General features: G+C 68.3%; 16 protein-coding genes. 5 read left to right on the plus strand and 11 right to left on the minus strand.

Features of this window, described 5'->3' with window-relative positions:
* Positions 1-4 precede the first annotated feature (4 nt).
* The 3 genes from E1200_RS14620 to E1200_RS14630 form a co-directional block, all read right to left on the minus strand.
* Positions 5-2,161 carry a hypothetical protein gene (locus E1200_RS14620; protein ID WP_131952508.1) on the minus strand — a complete coding sequence of 719 codons (2,157 nt, stop codon included), beginning with the start codon at positions 2,159-2,161 and terminating at the stop codon, positions 5-7.
* Entirely contained in the window at positions 2,158-2,904 is a 747-nt protein-coding gene (locus E1200_RS14625) for a hypothetical protein (protein WP_131952509.1), read from the minus strand. The genes E1200_RS14620 and E1200_RS14625 overlap by 4 nt, the downstream gene beginning before the upstream one ends.
* Positions 2,905-2,991: 87 nt before the next feature.
* Positions 2,992-3,630 (minus strand): Crp/Fnr family transcriptional regulator, encoded by a 639-nt coding sequence (locus E1200_RS14630; protein ID WP_131952510.1) that lies wholly within the window; start codon positions 3,628-3,630, stop codon positions 2,992-2,994.
* Between the two features lie 62 nt (positions 3,631-3,692).
* On the opposite strand from E1200_RS14630, the gene E1200_RS14635 reads away from it, so the two are divergent.
* Entirely contained in the window at positions 3,693-4,559 is an 867-nt protein-coding gene (locus E1200_RS14635; RefSeq protein ID WP_131952511.1) for a TIGR03619 family F420-dependent LLM class oxidoreductase, read from the plus strand.
* A gap of 25 nt (positions 4,560-4,584) precedes the next feature.
* Positions 4,585-5,022 (plus strand): nuclear transport factor 2 family protein, encoded by a 438-nt coding sequence (locus E1200_RS14640; protein WP_131952512.1) that lies wholly within the window; start codon positions 4,585-4,587, stop codon positions 5,020-5,022.
* On the opposite strand, the gene E1200_RS14645 is transcribed toward E1200_RS14640, so the two are convergent.
* The gene (locus tag E1200_RS14645) at positions 5,023-5,892 is read right to left on the minus strand and encodes a hypothetical protein (protein ID WP_131952513.1); all 870 of its coding nucleotides are present in this window, start codon (positions 5,890-5,892) and stop codon (positions 5,023-5,025) included.
* Positions 5,893-6,382: 490 nt separating this feature from the next.
* On the opposite strand from E1200_RS14645, the gene E1200_RS14650 reads away from it, so the two are divergent.
* Positions 6,383-6,562, plus strand: coding sequence for a hypothetical protein (locus E1200_RS14650; protein WP_131952514.1), 180 nt, complete (start codon positions 6,383-6,385; stop codon positions 6,560-6,562).
* Positions 6,563-6,568: 6 nt separating this feature from the next.
* Positions 6,569-7,786, plus strand: coding sequence for an FxsB family cyclophane-forming radical SAM/SPASM peptide maturase (locus E1200_RS14655; protein WP_243708564.1), 1,218 nt, complete (start codon positions 6,569-6,571; stop codon positions 7,784-7,786).
* Positions 7,787-7,803: 17 nt separating this feature from the next.
* Here E1200_RS14655 and fxsT (E1200_RS14660) read toward each other — a convergent pair whose 3' ends face one another.
* From fxsT (E1200_RS14660) to E1200_RS14680, 5 genes are all read right to left on the minus strand, one after another.
* Positions 7,804-11,970, minus strand: coding sequence for an FxSxx-COOH system tetratricopeptide repeat protein (gene fxsT, locus E1200_RS14660; protein ID WP_131952515.1), 4,167 nt, complete (start codon positions 11,968-11,970; stop codon positions 7,804-7,806).
* Positions 11,967-12,989, minus strand: coding sequence for an AAA family ATPase (locus E1200_RS14665; protein WP_131952516.1), 1,023 nt, complete (start codon positions 12,987-12,989; stop codon positions 11,967-11,969). Before E1200_RS14665 ends, fxsT (E1200_RS14660) begins: the two co-directional genes overlap by 4 nt.
* Before the next feature lie 22 nt (positions 12,990-13,011).
* Complete coding sequence (locus tag E1200_RS14670; protein WP_131952517.1) at positions 13,012-14,484, minus strand: hypothetical protein; 1,473 nt, start codon at positions 14,482-14,484, stop codon at positions 13,012-13,014.
* A gap of 120 nt (positions 14,485-14,604) precedes the next feature.
* A complete protein-coding gene (locus E1200_RS14675) occupies positions 14,605-16,143 on the minus strand; it encodes an MFS transporter (RefSeq protein WP_165950313.1) in 1,539 nt (512 codons plus the stop codon).
* A 322-nt stretch (positions 16,144-16,465) separates the two neighbouring features.
* The gene (locus E1200_RS14680; RefSeq protein ID WP_165950314.1) at positions 16,466-18,076 is read right to left on the minus strand and encodes a tetratricopeptide repeat protein; all 1,611 of its coding nucleotides are present in this window, start codon (positions 18,074-18,076) and stop codon (positions 16,466-16,468) included.
* A 682-nt stretch (positions 18,077-18,758) separates the two neighbouring features.
* Between E1200_RS14680 and fxsT (E1200_RS14685) the strand changes: the two genes are divergently transcribed.
* Entirely contained in the window at positions 18,759-21,308 is a 2,550-nt protein-coding gene (gene fxsT, locus E1200_RS14685; RefSeq protein ID WP_347813220.1) for an FxSxx-COOH system tetratricopeptide repeat protein, read from the plus strand.
* Here the strand turns inward: fxsT (E1200_RS14685) and E1200_RS14690 are convergent.
* Entirely contained in the window at positions 21,305-22,546 is a 1,242-nt protein-coding gene (locus tag E1200_RS14690) for an FxsB family cyclophane-forming radical SAM/SPASM peptide maturase (protein WP_243708565.1), read from the minus strand. The two genes, fxsT (E1200_RS14685) and E1200_RS14690, sit on opposite strands and share 4 nt — an antisense overlap.
* Before the next feature lie 87 nt (positions 22,547-22,633).
* Positions 22,634-23,090: GNAT family protein (locus tag E1200_RS14695; RefSeq protein ID WP_131952520.1), on the minus strand; the 457-nt coding region annotated here is incomplete at its 5' end.

Raw genomic sequence — 23,090 nt, forward strand, 5'->3', positions numbered from 1 at the left:
GCCATTACCCGCCGGCGAGCGTGCGCCGCAGCCCCACCCACAGCCTCAGCAGCAGCCGCTGCCACCCGGGGTCGAGCACCCGGACCAGCACGTCCTCCTCGACCTCCCGCGAGCCGCCGCGCCCCCGCCGCCACGCACGGACGCAGTCGACCACGAGAGCCCGTCTCATGGGATCGGCTCCCGCCGCCGTGACGAAGACCTCAACGACGCCCGGCCGCAGATCCGGCCGGGCATCGGCCGTGTCCAGCCAGAGCCAGGCCGCATCGGGAAAGTCGTCGTACCCGCCCTCGACACTCCCCTCCACGGCCAGCGCAACGGCCCACGGCAGTGCACCCGCAGCCGCCGGGACGGCCCCGGGGCCGGTGAGCGTCAGAGCGAGCCCGTTCGCGTCCATCTCGGCCGCCAGCTCAAGGAACAGGGCCGTCCCGAGCTTCACGCACGGCAGCGCCGCTTGGTAGGGGCGGTGGTCGGCGTTCCCGGCCCACGCCAGCGCCATCCGGAGCACGAGCCCCCGATTCCGAACCGCCAGCTCCCGCGCGCCCTCGACCACCACCGACCGGACGGGTTCCCCGCCCCGCAGCGCGAGGTCTTCCATGACCGCCACCACGTGCCGGTCATCGACGGACGGCAGATCGAGCAGGATCCGCAGCCCCATGCGCGCCCGCCGCGCGGCGTCCGCTCCTGAGGCGAGCTGGACGGAGGTCCGGCACCAGTCCATCGCCGCCTGCACGACGGCCCGCGGATGCTTCTCCGCCAGCGCGCGCACCACGTCCAGCACCTCGTCCTGGACCTGCTCGTTCCCGTAGGTGGCGAGGTGCTTGAGGCGGGTCAGCGCGATCGTCACGTGCGTCTGGCCGAGCACCTGGCAGACGCTCACCACCGTGAGCTTCAGCGTCTGCGGCGCCTGACGCACCCTGGACCATTCGTAGAGCCTCCTGCGGACCCTGCCTCCCACGAGCGGGTGCAGGCACGTCCGCGCGAGCGCGATGTAGGAGAGGTCGGCCGCCCGGTACGCGTCGCCGGCCCACCGCTCCGCCATCTGCACGATCTTCTCCGCGTACCCGTGGTCGGCCGCGAGGTCGGCGAACACCCCGACCAGCTTGTCGCGCAGCTCCGGACGGAGCGTCACCACGTCGTCGGTCGGCAGGGCGGACAGCCACGACAGCAGGTCCGTCCGCGCCAGCGGGTAGTCGTCCCAGACGTGCCGCAGCACCGAGTCCGCGAAACCGTGCCGCCGGAACACGAGCGCGTCGTCCTCGCGGTCCGCGCCGAGCAGCTTGCTCAGCCCGGTGGACGGGCACCACGCCAGCCCGCCGCCCTCGACCTTGATCTTCAACTGGCGGGCCAGCGACAGCGCGGCCCCGTACACGCTCGTCTCGTCCGCCGGCGCGATCGTCGCGGCGGCCACCAGGAGCGTCCGGTCCCGCAGCCCGGGATGCTCGGCGAACCAGCCGCGCAACTGCTCGGCCCACCCCCGGTAGGCCCGCTCGGCCTCCCCCTCGTCCCCGGTCGCCGCGACGAGGTCGGCGAGGCGGCGTCCGTCGCCCGGCGAGGCGTCGCTCAGCAGCTCCTTGGCCCGCGGCCACCCCGGCCAGTGCGTGCCGTCGAGACCGCAGCGTTCGAGGCGCCGCCGGTAGACCGCGTCCGCGGCCGGCGGCCGCACCGGGATCGCCGGGAGGAACTCCGCGAACCGCCGCTGATCCGCCTCCGTCCCGACCACGAGCAGGAACCCGCCGGACGCGCGCACCGCCTCCAGGCACGCGCGCAGCCGCGTCTCCTCCTCATCGGCGGCGCGGACCAGGTACCCGTGCGGCGCGCCCGAGATCTCCTCCATGTCGTCCTCATCCGTGGAGAAGAGCCGGATCGGGAGGCCGGGACGCAACTCCCGCAGCGCCGCCACCGCCGTGGTCGTCACCCCGGCGCCCGGCGGCCCGGCGAGCGCGACGGCGTTGCGGTGCCTCAGCGCGGCCACGATGTGGTCGTGGTTGAGCGCGGGCACATAACCCGCGACCCGGTCGCGGATCTCCCCCTCCGACAGGACCATCGAGGGACGTCCGCGGACGAAGTTGAGCTGCGTGATGACGAGATCGCGCGACACCGTGTTGCCGAACGCGGTCTGCGCCCCGTCACCGGTGATCGTGACGTCCTCGATCGTCGTCACGGCCGCTCCTGGCGAAGATCGCCGCCTACGGTGTTGCCGAAGGCGGTCTGCGCCCCTTCACCAGTGATCGTGACACCGCTGATGGAAGTCCCCCCGCCCGGCGGCGGGGGCGGCGGGCCGCCCGGTTCCTCCGGCGGCCGGAACCCGCGCCCGCCGGACGGCGTCGGCACGTACAGGTAGGCGGCCCGTGCGTACTGCTTCACCTTGACCTCGACCTCGGTGAACTGGCTCTCGCGCAGCCCGCTGCGCCCGCCGGCGACGTAGGCGTTGAACACGTCACCGGAGATGAGGAACGCGGCGAAGGTGACCTCGGGATCGCTGTGCGCGAGGGCGTCCCGCAGCGGCGCGGCGTCGAGCAGCCGGCAGACGTCGATGGTGGCGGTGGAGATGCCGGGCGCGTCCGGGTGCTCGTCGTCCACCAGCCCCACGTGCAGCGCGACGCGGAGCCTGAGCCGCAGCCCCCGCGCCCGCAGCCCCGGCGCGGCTTCCGCCAGCGCCTCCTGGAGATACCGCGGGAACGGATCGATCAGCGCGGACAGGGCCTCGTGCGGCAGGACCGCGAGCACCCCGTCCCCGGTGCTCTCCATGAAGCGGACCCCGGCCCACACCTCCCCGAGGCCGCTCCTGTCGCAGGCGGCGGCCAGCACGCGCCGGATCTCCAGGTGGACGCCCGGCAGCTCGGCATCGCGATGGGCGCTGAACTTCTCGGCATCGACGACGAGAACGGAGCGGTACGTTTCCATGGCGATCTCCCGGTGGGCCGGACGGCGGTTCGGACGGCGGTTTCGGCCACCACCCTGCACGCGGACCGGCGGGAGAAGTGTCGGAAATCAGACAGGCCCGTGGCCCGTCTCGGCCAGCGCCCGCAGCCGCGCCATGTCGGTGATCACGATCCGCCGGCGCGCCGTCGTGACGATGCCCCGGGCGCGGAGCCGGGCGAGCTCGGCGGCGACCATGCTGCGGGACAGCCCCACGGCCTGGCCGATCTCCGTCTGGCCGAGCCCCACGTCCACTGGCCCGTCCGGACCGGGCACGGCGAGCCGGACGAGCGCCCGCACCACGCGCGGACCAGCGGGTAGCGACGCGGTCTCGGCCCGCCAGACCTCGCCCTCGCGGATCCGCCGCATGGCACGGCGCAGCAGCTCCGCCTCCAGCCCCGCCGACCGCACCAGGAGGCGGAACCTCTCCGCGGGCAGGACGCGCGTGACGCACGCGTCGACCGCGATGACCGTCGCCGAGCGGCCGTCCTCCCCGAGCACGGCGATCTCCCCCAGCAGCTCCCCCGGCCCGCGGACGGCCAGCAGCAGGACCTCGCCGTCCGGAAGGGTCAGCAGAACCTTGACCCTGCCCTCCATGAGGACCAGCACGTGCGAGGGCGGGTCGCCCTGGTGCAGCAGGGCCTCGTCCGGACGGAACCGCCGCTCGGTGCCCTCGGCGACGAGCCGCTCCCAGGTCCGCGGGTCGGTCATGGCGGTGATCCGTCCGGCGGGCGGCTATGGCGGAAAAATGGAACAGGTTCTAGTATTCGGGGATGCGGTTCACCTACGCCGAGGCGATGACCGACCCGTCCTTCTACCTCCCGCTGGCGCAGGCCGCGGAGGCGGCGGGGTACACGAGCATGTCGGTGGCCGACTCGCTCGCGTATCCGAAGGAGTCCGACTCGGTGTACCCCTACACCGCGGACGGCAGCCGCGAGTTCCTTGAGGACAAGGACTTCATCGAGACGTTCACGCTGATCGCGGCCATGGGCGCGGTGACGAGCACGATCCGCTTCACGCCGTTCGTCCTCAAGCTCCCCGTACGTCCGCCCGTGCTGGTCGCCAAGCAGGCCACGTCGGTCGCGTGCCTGACCGGCGGACGGCTCGGCCTCGGCGTGGGCGTCAGCCCGTGGCCCGAGGACTTCGCGGTCATGGGCGTCCCGTGGGAGCGGCGCGGCAAGCGGATGGACGAGGCCATCGACGTCGTGCGGGGCCTGAGCCGCGGCGGCTTCTTCGAGTACCACGGCGAGTTCTACGACATCCCCGCCATCAAGATCACCCCGGCGGAGCCGTTCCCGATCCTGGTCGGCGGGCACAGCGAGGCCGCCCTGCGCCGCGCCGTCGTCCGCGGCGACGGCTGGATGCACGCGGGCGGCGACGACCTCGACGCCCTCCTGGCGAAGCTGAACCGCGTCCGCGAGGCCGAGGGCAAGGCGGGCGACCCGTTCGAGATCCATGTGATCTCCATGGACGCCTACACGCCCGACGGCGTCAAGCGCCTGGAGGAAAAGGGCGTCACGGACGTCATCGTCGGCTTCCGGATGCCCTACGCCAAGGGCCCGGACACCCAGCCGCTGGCCAAGAAGATCGAGCACCTCGAACGCTTCGCCGAGACGGTCATGGCCAAGGTCGACCGCTGAACGAGAACACGTTACAGTCCGAGCCATGGACGCCATCACCTGGGACGCCCCGGACGCCGACCACCCGGCCCGGCGGGCCGCCCGCGCCTCCATGACGGCCGTGATCGGCGGCCGCAAGGACGACTGGCTGCGGCTGTTCGCCCCGGACGCACTCGTCGAGGACCCCGTCGGCCCGTCCTTCCTCGACCCGTCCGGCAACGGGCACCGCGGTCACGACGCCATCGGCGCATTCTGGGACACCTTCGTCTCCACCATCGCAGGCTTCCGCTTCACCATCGCCGACTCCTTCGCCAACGGCGACTGCTGCGCCAACGTCGCGACCATCACCACCACCACGGACGACGGCTCCACGATGACCATCGACTGCGTCCTCATCTACCGGGTCGACGATGCGGGCCTGATCACGTCCCTCCGCGCCCACTGGGAACCCGACCGCGCCATGGCCACGATCACCCGCCCCTGATCAGGACCACCCGCCGTCCTCTTCCTGCAGCAGGGCCCGAGCGATCGTCTGCTCCAACCGCCGCACCGCCATCGACTCCCCCACGAACCCCCGGACGGTCTGCAGGAAATCCTGAAGCCCGCCCGGGTAGTCCAGGCACGTCCGCACGATGGCGTACAGATCGAGCCGAGCCTCCGCCTTGCGCGGCACGGCACCCGCGATATCCGCCGACAACGCGCCGACCAGCTGGTCGCGGCCGCGCTCCGCTCGGAGCGGCCCGATGTCCAGCAGGGCGTCCACGATCCGGAAAAGCGACACCGGCGACACGTCCGCCGCTTCCAGGGGGCGCCCGCCGGCCCCGTGCACCGGCCGCTCCGGCTCCACCACCGCCGGAGCCTCGGCCCGCCGGACGGGCCGCCCTCCGGGGACCATGATCCACGCCAGGTCGGAGGTCTCCTTCACCCGCACTTCGACCCGGTAGTAGTCCCCGGGATCGACCAGCCCCCGGCCATGGGCGACGACGTCCTCGTACACCCGGCGCGACACGATCACCGCGATCCCGGTCTCGGCCTCGGCCACCGCCTCTTTCAGCGGCGCCGCATCGAGCAGACGAAACGCGTGCGTCAACGCGGTACTGACGATGCCGCGCCCGTCCGACTCGGCCTCCCCCACGTTGACGGCGACGCGCAGCCGCATCTGCGCCGTCTCGCTCGCCGCCCCGTTGTGGTGCCGCACCTCCGCGCGCAGCCGCCCGACCACCGCCGTCAGCAGCGATTCGACCGTGACGCTCGGCGGAAGGACGACCATCACCCCGTCCCCGCGGTCCTCCTCGTACCACTCGTGCGGTCGCAGGCCCAACTCCGCCAGGCTCCGCTCAAGCCCGTCGTACATGGCCTTCCGCACCCGCACCCGGACCGGATCAACGCGGGACGGATCACTGAACCCGGCGATGTCACAGACGAGGAACGAGCACATCCCCCTCGGCCTCCACCGCCCCGAAGCCGGGCGCACGGTCTCCGTCACGGGCACCTCACCGATGGTCGCTGCCGACTCCACTCTGCAACCCTGCGCCCCCGCCCGCAAGGAGATTGCGTCACCCGCCACGGTCGTCCGGCGCCCAATACGGCCGTGGTTCGTCCCCCTGAACACCCGACTGTCCCGAGTGTCCTCGGCGCCGGGGCACCGCCTGAAAATCTTTGGCGCGTCCCCCGCCCATCGTCTCGCATCGCGGCATCGCGGATCCGTATAGTTCGTCAGGTCGCGGCTTAACTGGTGCCCCTGAGACCACATAGGAAACGCGACACTTTTCCAATAGGCGGAATTAGAGGGGGAGACGGCCGTGCCGGTCACTCATGGCAGCGCTTCAGAGTCTGGTGACCACGTGGACCCCTTCACCTGGGCTCCGCCCGCCCTCTCCGAGCTGAACGCGGCGCGCCCCGCCGAGGGATCGGTGCTGAGCGCGGCGCTGCAACGCGCCAGCGCCGAGCGCCATGCCCCCCGGCCCGCCCGAGCATCCTTCGACAACAACCTGACGGGACCGCCGGCGGACACCCGCGGCTGAGCCACCGTGGCAGAGTCCGGCGAATGGCCGTCCAACGGCCTCGACGTCGCCGCCCTGATGGCCGGTGGATGGCGCCCGCTGCCCTTCTCCGAACTCGTCCTGAAGATTCACGGCCGGTGCAACCTGGCATGCGATTACTGCTACGTCTACGAGAGCGCGGACAGATCGTGGCGGGACAGGCCGAGATCAATGCCGCCCCAGGTGGTCGCCGCCACGGCCGCAAGGCTCGCCGAGCACGCCCGCGACCACGATCTCACCAAGGTGACGGTCGTCCTCCATGGGGGCGAACCGCTGCTGGCGGGAAAGGCCAACCTAGCTGCCGCCGTCGGACGATTCCGTGCGGCCCTGCCTCCCATCTGCAAGGTCGAGGTGTGTCTGCAGACGAACGGCGTGCTCCTCACCGACGAGATGCTGGCGATATTCGACGAGCACGAGGTCGGCATCTCCGTAAGCCTCGACGGTGACCGTGCCGGGCACGACCGGCACCGTATCCACGCCAACGGACGCGGGAGTCACTCCGAGGTCATCCGCGGGTTGGCCCGGCTCACGAACTCCTACCGAAGGCTCTACCACGGGCTGCTCTGCACTGTTGACCTTGACAACGATCCGGTCCGGACGTACGAGGCGCTCATCGAGACACGGCCCCCGCGCATCGATTTCCTGCTTCCCCACGGAACCTGGACGACACCGCCACCCCGACGACCGACCGAAGGCGGCGGCACGCCCTATGCCGAATGGCTCATCGCGGTGTTCGACCGCTGGTACCACGCGCCGCGCAGAGAGACCGGCGTGCGACTGTTCGAGGAGATCATCAATCTCCTGCTCGGCGGGCAGAGCCGGAGCGAGAACATCGGACTGTCCCCGGTCGCGATGCTCGTCGTCGACACCGATGGGACGCTCCAACAGGTCGACACGCTGAAGACCTCCTACCAGGGCGCCCCCGACACCGGCCTCAACGTCTTCGACCACCGATTCGACGACGCGATGCTGCATCCAGGCGTGGTCGCGCGCCAGATCGGCCTCGCGGCCCTGGCTCCGATGTGCAAGACGTGCGCGGTCCGCGACATCTGCGGGGGTGGCCTCTACGCGCATCGCTACCGGGAAGGCCACGGCTACCTCAACCCGTCCGTGTACTGCCCGGACCTGATGAGGTTGATCAGCCACATCGGACGTACCGTCCAGCACGACCTCGCCCTGGCGGCTCAGCCCGCGCAGAGCCGCTGACCTCTGGGATGACCGGGTCAAAGAGCGGTGGGCTCGATGTCGCATTCGAGCAGCTCACCACGCTCGGCAGCCTGGACCTCCGGATGGTCACGGCCGAGCGCGTGAACCAGCAGGGTCAGGACCGAGTCGACGTCGTGCCCGCCGGTCGCCGTCGCGGCGCGAGCCCGCCCCAGATTGAGCGTGACGGCCAGCGAGTACGGATGCCGTTCTCCGAGGGAGGTGACGAATCTTTCCCGCACCTCGGTAAGCAACTGGATCGCGGCATCCAATTCGCCTAGAAGGTAATAGTCCTTGGCAAGGCCTGACTTGGCGCACAACGCGTAATGGTGGTCGGGGCCGAGGTCACCGGCTTCGAGCTTCGCCAGCGCGGCCTGGTCGATGGCCTGCGCCTCGTACACCTCCGACAGCCTCCGGAGGACGACCGCTTTGTTGATCGCACATACCGAAACGAAGGGATGATCCTCCCCCATCTCCCGGCGGTAGCCGTCCAGTGCCTCGTCGATAAGCGGCAACGCCTCGGCAGGTAGCCCGACCGCGTCGGTGGCGAGAGCCAGGCATACCTTGCTGGCGAGTGTGTTCGGATGCTCCTCACGGAATCGCCGGACATGAGCGGCGAACGTCTCGGTCGCCAAGCGGTGCGCGTCCGCGTACCGGCCGAGTTTCCGCAGTGTTCCCGCGTGGCTCATCTTCGCCTGCAGCACCATCGCATGCCCCGGACTGAGGACCGAGCGCAGATTGGCGAGGCTCTCCGCCTGCATCTCGTACGCTCGGTGGTACCGTCCCAAAGCGTGCAGGTCACGCGCGAGATTGTGGGTGGCGCGGAAACGCTGCCGGTAGGACTCGTCGAACTTATTCTGCCTTTCCAAGACCTCCTGGTCGATCTCGTTCGCCCTATGGAACTGGCCCAAGATGCGCAGGTCGAGCCCGAGATTATGGGCGGCGACCTGGGTTCCGAGCCCGCCTGGTCCCAGCAGTCCTGTCATGCGCCGCCATGCTTCAAGATCGATCTCATGGGCCCTGCGGAACTCTCCGCGAAAGCGCAAGTCGGCACCGAAGCCGGTGGCGGCGAAAAGCGTCTGCTCGTGATCGGCGCCGAACTTTCGCCGCGTCCGCTTGAGGTTGTCCTCGCTGAGCTCGGCGGCCGCCTTGTTGTCACCGAGACCACGCAATGCGTTCGCGAGAACACGGGAAATGTCGAGGACCATGTCGTCGTCGGGTCCGTAGCGGCCCAGCCAGGTGGCGAGGGCGATCTCCGCCATCCGGCGGCTGCCCTCGTACTCTCCCGACTGGTAAAGAAAGTTCGCCTGGTCAAAGCCCACGCGCCGGATGTCGTCGTCCTCGGCATCGAAGACACCGGACGGAACGACGTGCGGAGTGATCTCTGAACGGCGCGCCCACGTCGATTCCACCGCCTGTTCTTCGTTCGGAGTGGCCGCGGCCAGAATCGCGTGCACATGGTTCCTGGCCTGTCGCAGACGCTCCCTCGGGAGCCGGTCGTTGAGGATCGCCCGGACCAGCCGGTGGACCTGGAGAGTGCTCGACTCTTCGTCGTACCTGCCCAGGGAGAACCGGGAGATGTCACGCATGGCGCCGCGGAGCCGCGGCTCGTCCGCGAGCAGGTTCTCGAGTCCCGGTGGCAACGCGGACGTGCGGCCGGCGGCCAGCAACCCGCTGGACACCGGCTCGGGATCGAGGACCGCCCACAGTTCCAGCAGCGCCCAGGCGATGGGGTCCTGCTCGCGGAGCAGATCCAGGTTCAGGCTCACCCCCGCCGCCAGCGGTTTCGGAAGGTCCCCACCGGAGGAGTCGGCCTCGGTGAGCTCCGACAGCCGCCGGTCGAACAGGCGCAGATACTCCTCGACGGCGTGGTCGGTGACGGCGTGCCATGCCGCGGCCTGTTGTACCGCCAGGGGAAGGTCGCCGACACGCTCGGCCAGCAGGTCCGCCTCGGATTCCGACAGTCGCGGCACCAGACGCCGGAGCAGCGCCACGCTCTCCGGCCGCTCGAACACACCGACGTCCACAACGGACGCGTGCCGTTCCCACGCACGATCGCGGGACGTCACCAGAACATGGCGCCCAGGGCCCAGCCTGGTCTCGGGCCCATCGACTCCTAGCGGGGTCAGCGCGATGACCTCATCCGGATCCTGGGCGTTGTCGTAGATGAGCAGCCAGCGGTCGTACGGCCTACCCGCGCGCAGGGCCCGCAGAACATCGTCCACCGTGCTCTTGGTGTCGTCGCTCATCGGCATGTCCAACTCACGCGCCAGCAACGCCAGCGCCGCTCGCGCGGACGTGGCCTGCTCCGCCGGTATCCACCAGACGACGTCATACTCTTCGATGTGCCGGTAGGCGTACTCCAGCGCGAGATTGGACTTGCCTTCCCCACCTAAACCGGCACCGGAGTGCGGCAGAAGGGCCGCCATACCCTCACGCAGGGTCGCCCGGACCGCGGTGAGGAGCCGATCGCGGCCGACGAAGTCGGAATTGCGTCGGGGCAGGTCGCTGCGCGGCTCGGGTACGGGGTCGGCGGTCAAACGCCCAGCCGCACCGGAGGACACCACACCGTCCTCATGCCCGGTCTCCTCGTACGGCTGTGCGTTGACCGGGGCCTCACTCGTCAACTGTTCAGCGACCTGCCGGTACCGCCCGCCGAGCATCACCAGCGTCTGAGCCGCCACCTGCGCGAACGGCCGGTCGGGCGGAATCTGCGCCTCGCCCCGGCTTACCGCGGAGAGGAAAGCCTGAAAGTCCAGAGACGATCCGATGCGGTCACGGACGACGCTCCACACCGCGCGCAGCACCTGGAGCATCTCGGAACGGCGCAGCCCCTGGAGCAGAATCTCCCGCACTCCGTCATGGAACTCGTAGACGATCTCCTCCACGTCGCCATCGGACGGGCGGGGCACCTTCCGCAGCATTCCGCTGAGGAAGACCTCCGCCAGGTCGACCGACGTGGAGGACGGAAACATCGCCTGCTGGACCAGTCTCATGATCGGCAGCCGCAATGGGGCCGCCGCCAGGTACGTGGCGAGTTTGAAGGCCGCCGGCGTGGACGACGCCCGGAACTGCTTGACCCGCATCTCCGGCGATACGTCCTCGGGGCCGGTCTCGGCCGGCGGCGGGAACGCGACCGGCCGCCCGGTGAAGAGCGCCATGCCCATGACGTTCCGGCCACCGCGCGCGACCAGCTCCGCCCAGGACCGCAACCAGCGTTCGCTGAACTCGACCACCGGGATCGGGATTCCCTGCGGACGATCGTCGGGCAACTGCAGGTGCGTCCGAGTCACGGTCAACTGCTCGTTGACCACCCCCGGACCGGAGGCACCGAAGCGCACGGGCTCGATGGCCGCCGCGGTCCGCCGCCACAGCCGCTGAGGCAGCGGCTGGGCGATCGCGACGGTGCCGCCGCGGCCCCACCGGTCGAGGAGCGCGGCGGCCCGCCCGTCCTGCCACGCCGGACCGATGCAGTCGCTGACGACCAGGATGATGCGCCGGCGCGTCGGATCGGCGAGCTCGTCGGGGTCGCGGTCGGCGCCGCCCCCGGACGCGGAACCGGTGCGCAGGGAAAGCCGGGCGGACCCCGAGTCCAGGTACCACGTCCTCATGTCACGGAAGGCCCCGAGCTGCTGCAACAGCACCCGGAACTCCTCGACCATCTGCCGCCAGACGACCATGGACGGGCCGACGTCCGCGACCAGCGCCAGGTCATGCCGGCGTTCCTGCTCCGGCACCAGCACAGGCTCGCACACACCCGTTTCGGCGATCCGGTCCGCGGTCGCCTCCTCGTCGAGGTTCTTGCGGGTCAGCGAGGGGACGGTGGCGCGTAACGAACGCAGGGCGCGCGACAGGGAAAGGGGATGCGAGATCGCCGGGGCCGCGGGCAACCGAACTGGGAAGACCGTGGCGGGCACCTCCGGCTCGGCCACGTATAGCCCCGCTTCCACCGTCCGCGGCTGCGCGGGCTCCGGTGCAGGCGCCGGTGGAAGTCCCGGCGGTTCCGCCGGGGGCGCCGTCCGCTCCGCGAGTGCGCCCCCCTCGGGTCCCTCCTGGCCGGGAGCCGCCTCGCGGACAGGGCCGTCGTGGACGCGGAGCCAATCGGCGAGCCACAGCGCGTCCGCCAGCTCCCCGGCCGTGGGCTCGGGGGCGAGCGCCCGCATCGCCTCGACGAACTGCTCGGTCATCCCGCGCCGGGCCGCTCGATCGGGCGCAGCACGGCGTCGAGGATCTCCTTGAACTTCGTCTCGGGCGGCCTGCTTCCGGAGGTCGCGAGATAGACGGCGTTGAGCAGTTGGTCGGTAGCGAGCGCCCCCTCCGACCTGCGGACCAGGAACTCCTCGATGATCTCCTCGCTGGCGGCCCTGGCGTCCACCCCGAGATGCGCCTCGATGATCTCGGCGAGCCGCTCCGGGCCGGCCGGCTCGATCGCGAGCCGGATGCACCGGCGCAGGAACGGGGGTGGGAACTCACGCTCCCCGTTGCTGGTAATGATCACTATGGGGAAGTTCCGGCACCGCACCTCACCGCGGTCGATGGGCACCCGCGGGCCGCCGTCCGCGGTCATCACGTGGACCCGCGACTGCTCCTCCGGGAGCCGCTGCAGTTCCGGGACGGGAAATCTGCCCTCCTCGAACACGTTGAGCAGGTCGTTCGGCAGGTCGATGTTGCTCTTGTCCAGCTCGTCGATCAGCAGGACACGCGGCAGATCACCGGGCAGGAGGGCCGTGCCCAGCGGCCCGAGACGGATGTAGCGCCCGATGTCCGGCGGCTCGGCGGTGTCCTCCCGGCCGCCCGCGCCGCGCAGGCTCGTCTCGTGGAGGCGGCCGATCGCGTCGTAGTGGTACAGCCCGCTCTGGAGCGTGGTGGTACTGGTGATCGGCCAGTACAGGACCGACCCGAGCCCCAACTCGTAGGCGACGTTGTGCGCAAGGGTCGACTTCCCGGACCCGGGCTTGCCCGTCACCAGCAAGGGACGCCGCAGTAGGACGGCGGCGTTCACCCGGTCGATCACCGCTTCGTCCGGCCGGTAGGAGATCGCCTGCTGGAGGTCGCGCTCCCGACGGCCGTCAGCACCGGCCTCCGGGCTGAATCGGCGCCACGGAGGAGGCGGCGGCAGACGCCTCGCCCGGTCATGCGGCCGACTGTCGCCTCGATAGATGCGCCAGTCCCCGGCGAGGCCGGTGATCTCAGGTTCAGTGGTCATGGACGCCTTCCCAAATACGGTCCTATGCGGGGGGTCGAAGCCGCACGTACGGTTCGGGGATGCGGTCGGCATCGTCGAACAGGAGGGTCAGATGCAGGCCGAGGTGCCCGACACCGGCGCCCTCGCCTTTCAACGCACGTCGTCGCAGCTCCAACGCCCTGCGCGGCAGCCCCATGAGGTTTTCTGCAAGAAGGTCTTTCGCCTCCCTGGCGAACTGGGCGGGGTCGCGCCCGTCCCGGCACCAGGCGACCACGGGGATACCGGCGACCAGTCCGACCCAATGCTCGTCCGTCTCATCCTCCGCGCCGCCCCACGGCGGAAAGGCCAGGGCGAGGACGGCCTTGGACGCGTCCGACAGATGGGAGAGCAGTTCCTCCCTGCCGTACTCGCCGCGCCGGGACACCAGGCACACCGGGACGTCGGCCGAGTGACTCGACAGCCACTCCCACTTGTGCCGCCAGTCGGGGTGGACGGCCGCCAGGCGCATCCTGTCGAGGCTCCGTACGACCACCGGATACTTGATGCCGATGCGGTACTCGACCCCGGCGATGCTGATCATTTCTTGTTCGAACGGGTGGTCCAGCAACGAGCGGGGCAGAATGAATTCGATCGTAAGATCCGGGTTGCGCCTGCCTACAACGGAATTGTCCGATGTGAGCAACCACTCCAGCAGCTCGGGAATCCGGCTGAGCGGCAGCGGCTCATCGCCGCACTCCAGCGTGCTCCCGGGCTCGCGCCCCACCTGGAGCCACGCGGTCACCAGGTAGCGGTCCTCTTCCAGCGCGTCGGGCGAGCATTCGATGACGAGGTAGCTCTCGGAGGGCTCCGGCTCGCTGCGCGCTTCGATCGGTGTGAAGCGGCGCTCAAATCGCGCCATGTCCAGTCCCTGCGCCTCCGCTTGACGGCTCACCCAGTCACGAAGAGCCGGAGCCGTCGGGTGGCCTGCGTCCTCGGCCAGATCGCTCACGAAGACGAGCAGTGGCGGCGTGCCCTCAGCCCCCGCCGGCATTTCCTCCAGGAGAGCGACGACGTCGTGCATGCTGTGGATCTCCCGGTCCAGGGCCGGCCAGGCCGGCCCGACCGCCCGCCGGTACAGCATCGGGAACCTGCCGAGATGCGTCATCCCTGGATCGACCCGCTCCAGCCACGTGATCAGTTCGTGGAGCTCGCGCCGGTCCCCCTGATCGAGCCACGGCTCCGGGAGCAGTTCGGCAACGAGCTCGTCGAGCGCCCGAACCGACAAGCTTTTCGGATAGAAGGTCTGCAGGATCCTCACCAGGGAGTGCGCCGCTCCGGGATAGTTGAGAAGAGCGTCCACGAGGGCCCACACGTCCAGCATTTCCTTGTCGTGGTGCACGTAGTGCAGGCGGTGCCCGAGGTCTCGCTCCAGTGCCGAGAGGTGGACGGCTCGCTCCCGCCGAACGCTCATCGCGTCGATGCGCAATATCGCTCTGACTAACCGATGCCGGTCGTCGACGTTCAGCGACGTGCTCACAACCCCGTGCCTCCGCCCCTGCCCACGCATACGACGATGGCCACTGCCCGCCGACCACTGCCTGGACGCCCGTGAACCAACCGCCACACTATGACGCACAGAGGCGTCGATAACAGCGTCCTAAGACACATTCAAGGCGATGTCGGGCGCGGCTTCGGAGGCCCGCGCCGCGTCGGCAGCCGTCCCCCCAGGCGCTGAGCCGTGTGCAGCAGGGGCGTGTCGGCCTTCCGACCAGCCTTCCGGCTCGGCGGTAGGACCCACATCCGGCTCTTGAGCAGCCTGCGCCCGAGCCGCCACGTCCCGCTTTCCACTCCGTATGATCGCGACAACGAAGAGAAGAAATTTATGGATCGCGGCAAATGGGAGCAAACTCAACAGAATTATGGCGAGAGAGGTGAAGGCCATGCCGATAAACAAGGCGGCACCCCGTGCCCCCAGCAAGTGAATGAGCCAGCCGCCGCTGAGAGCACCCAGTCCGACCGCCCCCACGCTCAGAAATCGAGTGATACCCGTCACCCTGCCCAGCAGTTCGCTGGGAAAAGTGTTCGCCTGGTGAGCACGCAGGGCCACGTTAATGTGCGCGCCGATGACACTGCAAACTCCCCACACCGGAAGGCCGATGACAGGATCGTTCTTCAAGGCTATTATCCAGGCCAGCGGCACCCAGGCCAGTACGCACAGGACCACTGATACGGATGGCGGTTTACGGAGGAGCAAGGGAGATCCGACTGCGCCGACAAACCCTCCGAGTCCGGAGCATGCAAGCAGAATACCGACCAGGTAACTCGGCATCCCTCGCTCTTCGGCCAGAAAGATTTGGAGAAGTACGATCACCTGAAAGAGGAAGTTCGCCAGAATGCAGACCACCAGCACGGTTCGCGAGAAGGCGTCGCGCATCAGGCGGTCCAGCACACCGCGCAGTGGCAGGCCAGCAACCTTGGCGTCGCCGCCGGCCCCTGTACGGGCCGCGGCGCCACGGCTTCGCCTGCTCCGCTCGGCCATCCGATGGCCGACCTTGCGACTTCCGGGTACGGCACTGCGTCTCGGGCGTCCTATTACCAGCAGGGCGAGTAGCGAAACGAAAGACGTACCGGCGGCCACGAGCCAGGGCATCATGGGCGCCACAGCGAGCAACGCGCCACCTAACGGACGACCGAAAAGCATGGAAGCGTTTTGTTTTGCCTCGTTGCTGCCGATCGCCAGGTTCAGCGACTTCTTCGAGACCAGGTCCGGAACCGCCGCGATCTCCGCGACCTCGTAGAACACCGAGCAGGAGCCGTCGATCAGTGCGGCGACGATCAGGACGATCACCGAATCGCAGGAGAAGGCAAGGCATGCGAAGGCGAGGACCGCCGAAACCATGCGCACCAGTTGGCTCGCCCACATCACCTTGCGCCGGTCCATACGGTCGACCAGAGCTCCCGCAGGCAATTGAAGGAGGAGCGCGGGAAGCACGCTGGCCGCGGTGACGCATCCCGCGGCTATTGGAGATCCCGTGATGGCGAGCGCGAGCAGCGGCCCGGCGGCCGCCACGCTCATGGAACCAGTCTGTGATATCGCCGACGCACCGGAGAAAATCGCGAAGTTGCGACGCCGCTCCGTGAAATTTAATGGATTCCAACCCACCGGCTTTAGGCGTTCGGCGTCCGGACGCGTCAAGACAAGGGACGCCGCTCCACGACACCCCTTACCATTCAAGTAACTCCGCACCCATACGGGTCTCAAGCAGACACCGAACCCCATCTATGGGGAAATGCCCCAAACCAGACACACACCTATCTTGATATCCTTAGGGGAAGAATATCCAAGCAAGATTCGCGTCATCGCTATGGAGCATCTAGGTTCTCTTCAACCGGAAAGGTCGGATACCGGATTGAAGGCATCGCAACACTATAGTTATCAAAAAATTGCTACCGCTGCGTAACGGCGCCCCCGGCCCCGATCGCCATCGTAGGAGATACGCGGCCGGCGGTGGTCGCGTTCACGCGATACCGGACATGGCCCTCTTCGCGCGCAGCGCCTCGCGGTTATTGCTGTCGCGTCCCAGGACGTCCTCGAACACCGCGCGGGCGGCGTGCGTGCGTCCGGACTCCAGAAGCGCACGGCCGAGAGCGGCCTGGACCGACAGCTCATGTGGGAGCCTGCCGGCCGCGGCCCGGAGCTGCTGCACGGCCTGCCCGGAATCACGTGCCAAGAGGATCCGGCCGATTCCGGTCAGGAGCCAGCCGACCGCGGCATTGTCCGGGACGGCCTCGAATATCGCCGCCGCATCCCGGTAGTGCCGCACAGCCGCATCGGCATCCCCGCGCTCGTAGGCGATGTCACCGAGGAAGGAGGCGGCGTTCGCCTTGGTCCTGAGGTCTCCCTCGCCGCAGGCCCGGATGGCCGCTTCCGCATGGCGGCGCGCAAGTTCGGCGTTGCCGTCGGCCAGGGCCCGGTGCGCCTGGCTCAGACGTACCACGGGCCCAGGTCTGCGGATGGGGACGGCATGATCGCCGAGTTGCGTGATCGGTTCGGCGAGTCTGGGATGCAGCACCTCGTAGTACAGGCTTCCGTCCCGTGTACGGGCGCGGATGAGGTGAGCATCCTGCACTGCTTCGATCACCGCGCTTGGCACGTCTTCGCATGCTTCCGCGGAGACGCCCGCGCGTCCTTGCGGCCCACCGAAGACGGAGCGGAACCAGGCGAACAGGTCGCCCGCCGGAAAGCTGTGGTCGGCGGCGATCATGGAGAGGCTCTGCGCGCAGTGATCCCTAAGCGCAGCGTCGACCTCAGAGCGCAAATTCTCTGTAGGGATCCCGACGTCATCGGATAGCTGTGGCCCTAGGTGCCGATGAACCAGCTGCAGCAGGACGGGGTGAACAGTCGAGGTCCGTTGCACGTAGCTTCCCAGCCGTGCCGTCCTGAGCTCGTCGACCAATGCACCGGCCGTGATCTTCTCGGGCACCCCCGTGGGAAGGTGAGAGAACGCCTGCACGATCTCTCGAGCTACTCCGGGAGTCAGGGGGTCTAGAGAATAGATGGCGGGCGTCGCCTGGCCGAGTTCATCGGCGACGTCCATCGCCTCGGGGAGCATGCCGTCGCGGACCACGAGCAGCAGATGCAGGTCAGGTACCTCCCGTATGGCCTTGGCCAACTCGGCGAGGAAGTCCTGGCGATGTCCTTCATGCCGTTCCGACCGGCGTAGGAGCATCCCCGCATCGTCGATGGCTGCGAGTATCGGCAGCGCGTCACCGAACCGGTCGATGCGAGGGTGCCGACGCAGCCACGTGCCCATCGGTAGTTCGGAGACACGGGCCGGCGACGCGCGCGTGTGCCACGCCGCGAGTACAGCGAGCCGGAACGGGTCGTGCTCGGGCAGCGCCGCCACGGGAAACGACGACCGGTGCGCCGCGTGGGCCACGGGCAATACGTGGACGCCCTCTTCCCTCAGCAGTGGGACAACGCCCGCACACAGCAGCGAGGTCTTGCCGACACCGGCACTGCCGTGAAGGATCACAAGCCGGTTGGACTTCCAGGCTTCGGCGACCTCACGCGTCTCACGATTGCGGCCGTGGAACATCTCTCGGTCGGCCTCATCGAAAGGGCGCATGCGCACATGGGGACCTCGCGGGCCGAGAGGAGACTGCGCGGTCATCATTCCGTCCCCATGAGCGGTTGTCCGCTGGAGATTTCCATCGGCATAGGATGGGGAATGCCCCAGGTTCCATGAGCCTAACTCATCGCTGGTTCCCCATGGGGACGATCCGAAACGATCCGCTCGCCGAGGTCGCCGCCGGCCCGCCTTAGCCGGTCACGAACGCCGGCCCGCGTCCATCCTCTGCACACCACGGGGCCGAGTCGACCGGTTATCGAATTCGGCGCCGATGCGTCCTGGCCTGGCCAGCTCGATCTTCACCCGCGCAAGGCCCGGACCGTTACGCGACGCAGGGGCGACCGAAATCGTGTCGCTTGCCAGGAGGAAGGAGTTCCGGAGGTGGGAGGCGGCATGGTGCATCTAACTCTCCTCTGCGCCGAGGGTGCGAGCCGCGTTCGAGTTGACCTCTGCGGCACCCGCGGCAAGTAGGCGACCATCGCCATCTTCTCAGTTTCGAACCGTTTACCATAGACCTAACGACGTCCCCTGATTTCGGAATGCGGTATACCCATATTATCGACATCCGAAATAGTCATGCCGATCAACGCGTCACGCGACACAGGCTGGAATGATCGGCATCATTACTCTATCTTCGTAGCACGTAATTCTTGACCACGTCGTGATGCAGGTGCCCCCGGTGGGCAGTGGCATGACGCAGGGGGATCGAGTGACAAGTACACAGCCGGGCCCGCCTCCCAGGATTCCTCAGGTCTGGGGCAAGATCCCTCCCAAGAACAAGAACTTCACCGGACGCACAGATCTGCTCGAGCGCCTGCATCAAGGGCTGGGCGATCGGGTCACGGCAGTGCTGCCGCACGCGCTGCACGGCCTTGGTGGCGTCGGGAAGACACAGATGGCGGTCGAGTACGCCCATCGCTACCAGGCCAACTACGACCTCGTCTGGTGGATCCCGGCCGACCAGCCCGTTCTGGTACGTTCTTCGCTCGCCAGCCTGGCAACGTATCTCGGTCTTCCGTCCGCTTCCGTGAGCGGCGTCGAGGATGCGGCCAACGCCGTGCTGGAGGCGCTCCGGCGAGGTGAGCCCTACACCGACTGGCTGCTCATCTTCGATAACGCCGACGAGCCAGAGGAATTGACGGACATCCTCCCGCAGGGGCCAGGGCACGTGTTGATCACGTCCCGCAACCACCGGTGGGCGAGCATTGTGGACGCCGTCCCCATCGACGTCTTCACCCGCGAGGAGAGCGTGGAGTTCCTCACCAGGCGGGTACCGAAGGGGATCACCCCGGAGGATGCAGATCGGCTCGCCGAGGAGCTCGGAGATCTTCCACTGGCACTCGAACAGGCGGGCGCGCTCCACACGGAGACCGGCATCACGGTCTCGGAGTACCTGCGCCTCCTGACGCAACGCACCAGCCAGTTGCTCTCTCAAGGGCGACCGAGCGAATACCCCGCCTCGATGACGGCCGCCTGGGCTCTTTCGGTGGCCAGCCTTGAGGAGAAGCTTCCCGAGGCCCTGGATCTGCTGCGTTACTGTGCGTTCTTCGGTCCGGAGCCGATTCCACGGGACGCCTTCAACAAGGTGATCCCCGGCTTGAGCCCCGAGCTATCCAAGCTCATCGCCGACCCGATCCGGCTGGGCCGGGCCATCGGCGAACTCAATCGCTTCGCCTTGGCGAGGTTGGACGTTCCCGCCCGGACGATCCAGGTTCACCGGCTGATCCAAGCGCTCATTCGCGACGAGCTGCCCGCGGCCGAGCAGGACCGGCTCCGCCACGAAGTCCATCTACTGCTGACCGAGTACACCCCGGAGGATCCGGGCGACGCAGCCAACTGGACCGGTTACCTCAATGCGCTCGGCCACCTCGGGCCTTCCAGAATCGCGATCTGCCAAGAGCCGCAGGTGCGGAATTTCGCGATCAACATGGTCAGGTTCCTGTACGCCTCGGCGGACTACGAATCCGCCCGAAGTTTTGCGCAGTCCTTCATCCGGGAGTGGTCGTCGGTCTCCGGCTCGGACCATGAGAATGTCCTGGAGATGAGGGTGGAGTTGGGCGACCTTCTACGTGAACTGGGCCAGTACGACGAAGCCGTGACCAGCAACTTGGAGACACTGCAAGCCGCCGAAAAGGCACTCGGTCCTGACCACCGCATCGCACTGCGCGCCCTGCGCGGACGGGCGGCCGACCTCCGAGCCAGCGGCGACTTCTGGCAGGCGCACGAGATCGACGAAGAGACGCTGCGCCGGTTCGAGCTGACGCTTGGGAAAGACGATTGGCCTACCTGGCGCGCCGTCAACAGTGTGGCGCTCGACTACGGCCTCAAGAGCGATTACCTCAACGCTCGCACGCTACTCGAAGGGGTGATCCGCGAGATTCGTGCGAGCGAGCCGTCCCCGAACCCCGCCTCATACCTCAATATTTACACTGGGCTGGCGAGAACGGTCCGGCTCGGCGGGGATTATTCGGAAGCCTGCGACCTGGGCGAGGACGCGTACGCCTACGGGATCGAGCTTCTGGGGCCCGACCATGCCTGGACGCTCCGAACAGGCAAGGATCTGTCGATTGCCTGGCGTCGAGCCGGCGACTACGACCGTGCGATGGAGCTTGCCGAAGAGATCCATCAGCGCTACGTAAGGACGCTCGGACTGGACCATCCCGACACGCTCGCGGCGGCGATCTGCCTGTCCAACATCCAGCGCACCACGGGCCAGTTCCAGGACGCCCTAGTGCTCGCGGACGACACCGTCCGCCGCTACCCGCGCGTCTACATCGCCGAGCATCCCTACAACCACGGCTGCGCCGGAAATCTGGCCCTATTGCGGCGGATCACCGGAGACCCGGAGATCGCCCGGAAGATCAACGAAGACGCCCTCGCGGGCCTGGAGCCGAAGCTCGGCCGTGACCACCACTACTCCCTCACGATCACCATCAACCTGGCGACCGACCTCGCGGCCCTCGGCGAGACAGAGGCGGCGTACCGGCTCTCCTCCGGCAGTCTGCGACGTCTCCAGGCCCTGCTGGGCGAGAACCACCCGACGACCCTGTCCGCCGCAGCGAACACCGTGGCGAACCTGCGGGAGCTTGGCAGGGACGAGGAGGCCGCAGAGCTGTTCGCCGCCACCGAGGAGGGCTACCGCCGCACCCTGACCCTCGACCACCCCGACGCACTGGTGTTCCTGGAGGGACGGCGGCTCGACGCCGACTTCGACCCGCCGCCGATCTAACCCACCACAACCGGGGCCTCAACGGGCACCGGATTCAGGTCGCGGCTGACCACGTCCCGGATGTGGCTGATCAGTTTGAACAGGTCGTGGCAGAACACCGACGGGTTGCGAAAGCCCGTTCCCGACCGGTAGCGGTGCGGGTAGAGGCCGCCGCCGCAGACCTCGTGCGCCGGGCAGGCCAGGCACTGGTCCGACAGCGCCCGGCGGCCGATCTGGCGTGCCGCGACGGACGGCAGCGACAGCACCGTGTCGAACGGGTCGCGGGACACGTGCAGCCGCGTCCCGGCGGCCCCGTCGTACGCCGACTTCAGCGAGTCGACCTGCTCGATTTCACCATTGGTCTCCACCACAGCCACCGCGACCGGGGACAGCCCGACCGCTTCGCTGGCCGACATCCGGCCGAACAGCAGTCTGATGATCTCGCTGAACAGCCGTATGCGCACCACGTCGGCCTCTCCGGCGTACCACCGGTCGAAGATCGCGATGAGCCAATCCCCGTAGGGCGCAGACTCGTCCGGTGGACGCCCGGGCGGGGGCGTGTCCCAATTTCCGTGCGGCAGCAGGAAGTCCATCTCCGGCGGGGTGAACGCCAGCAGCGACTCATACGTCACGACCGGGTCATTGCGTAGCTCGATGGTGCTGAGCAGGCCACCGAAGAGATGCCGGTAGCGCGGCCCCATGAGACGCTCCAGGCCGTCCACCACGGCCCGGTAGCTGCCACGGCCGTCGGGGCGCCGCCTGTGCAGATCGTGCCCCTCTTCGTCACCGTCCACGCTCACACCAACGGAAACGCCGTACTCGGCGAACAGGTCCAGGTATAAGTCGTCCAGGAGGACGCCGTTCGTCTGCACGCTGAACCCGACGTCCACGTCCCGCCCGGCGGTCGCAGTGACCGTCTCCAGTGCGTACCGCAGATGGTCGACGCCGGCCAGCAGTGGCTCACCACCATGCAAGACGACCTGGACCTCCGGAAGCCGATTAGTCCGTGCGTGCTCGACGATGCGCTGCGTCGTCCATTCGAGAACTTGCCGGGACATTCGCCGGGGTTGCCGTCGCCAGCCCTGGTCGGCCATCTCGTACATGTAGCAGTAGTCGCACGCGAGGTTGCACCTGCTGTGCACCTTGAGGATGAAGTCGCGGATCGGCGTGGGACGCCAGCCGCCTTCGAGGAGCCCGCGCACGTCCAGAGCGCCCGGCCATTCCATCGACTTGCCGGGCTCGTCGCTATGGACGCCCACCTGCTGACCCCCCACCGAGATCAAGACACGGCGCTGCGCTTCTGTTCGTACAGGTATGTCTGGTTTGCAAGATCACTAAACGTGGGCTCAGGGGGCTTTGGTGAGGGCCCACCGCTCATGATCCCGCCACACCCCATCGATCTTGATGAACTCCGGCGAGAACCCCTCCCGGCGGAATCCCAGCCGCTCGACGAGCTTGATGGACGCCGCGTTCCCCGGCTGGATATCGGCCTCGACCCGGTGCAGGTCCAACTGCTCGAACGCGTACCCGACCGCCAAGGCCACCCCTTCCGTCAGGTAACCGCGTCCGACATAAGGCTGAAAGGCCGCGTACCCCAGCACCCCGCGCTGGTACGGGCCGCGCACGATCCCGTTGATGTTGACGATCCCGGCAAGGTCGTCCCCGTCCCGCGGGCAGACCACCATTCCGACCGCCCCGACCTGGTCGAAGCGCGCCAGATACGCCTCGAAGTCCGCCACGGACGTCGGCAGGTTGACCCAGGGCCGGTGAAACCCCGAGCTCATCTTCGCCAGCTCGACGAAC

The organism is Actinomadura sp. GC306, assembly GCF_004348665.1.
Taxonomy (GTDB): Bacteria; Actinomycetota; Actinomycetes; order Streptosporangiales; family Streptosporangiaceae; genus Spirillospora.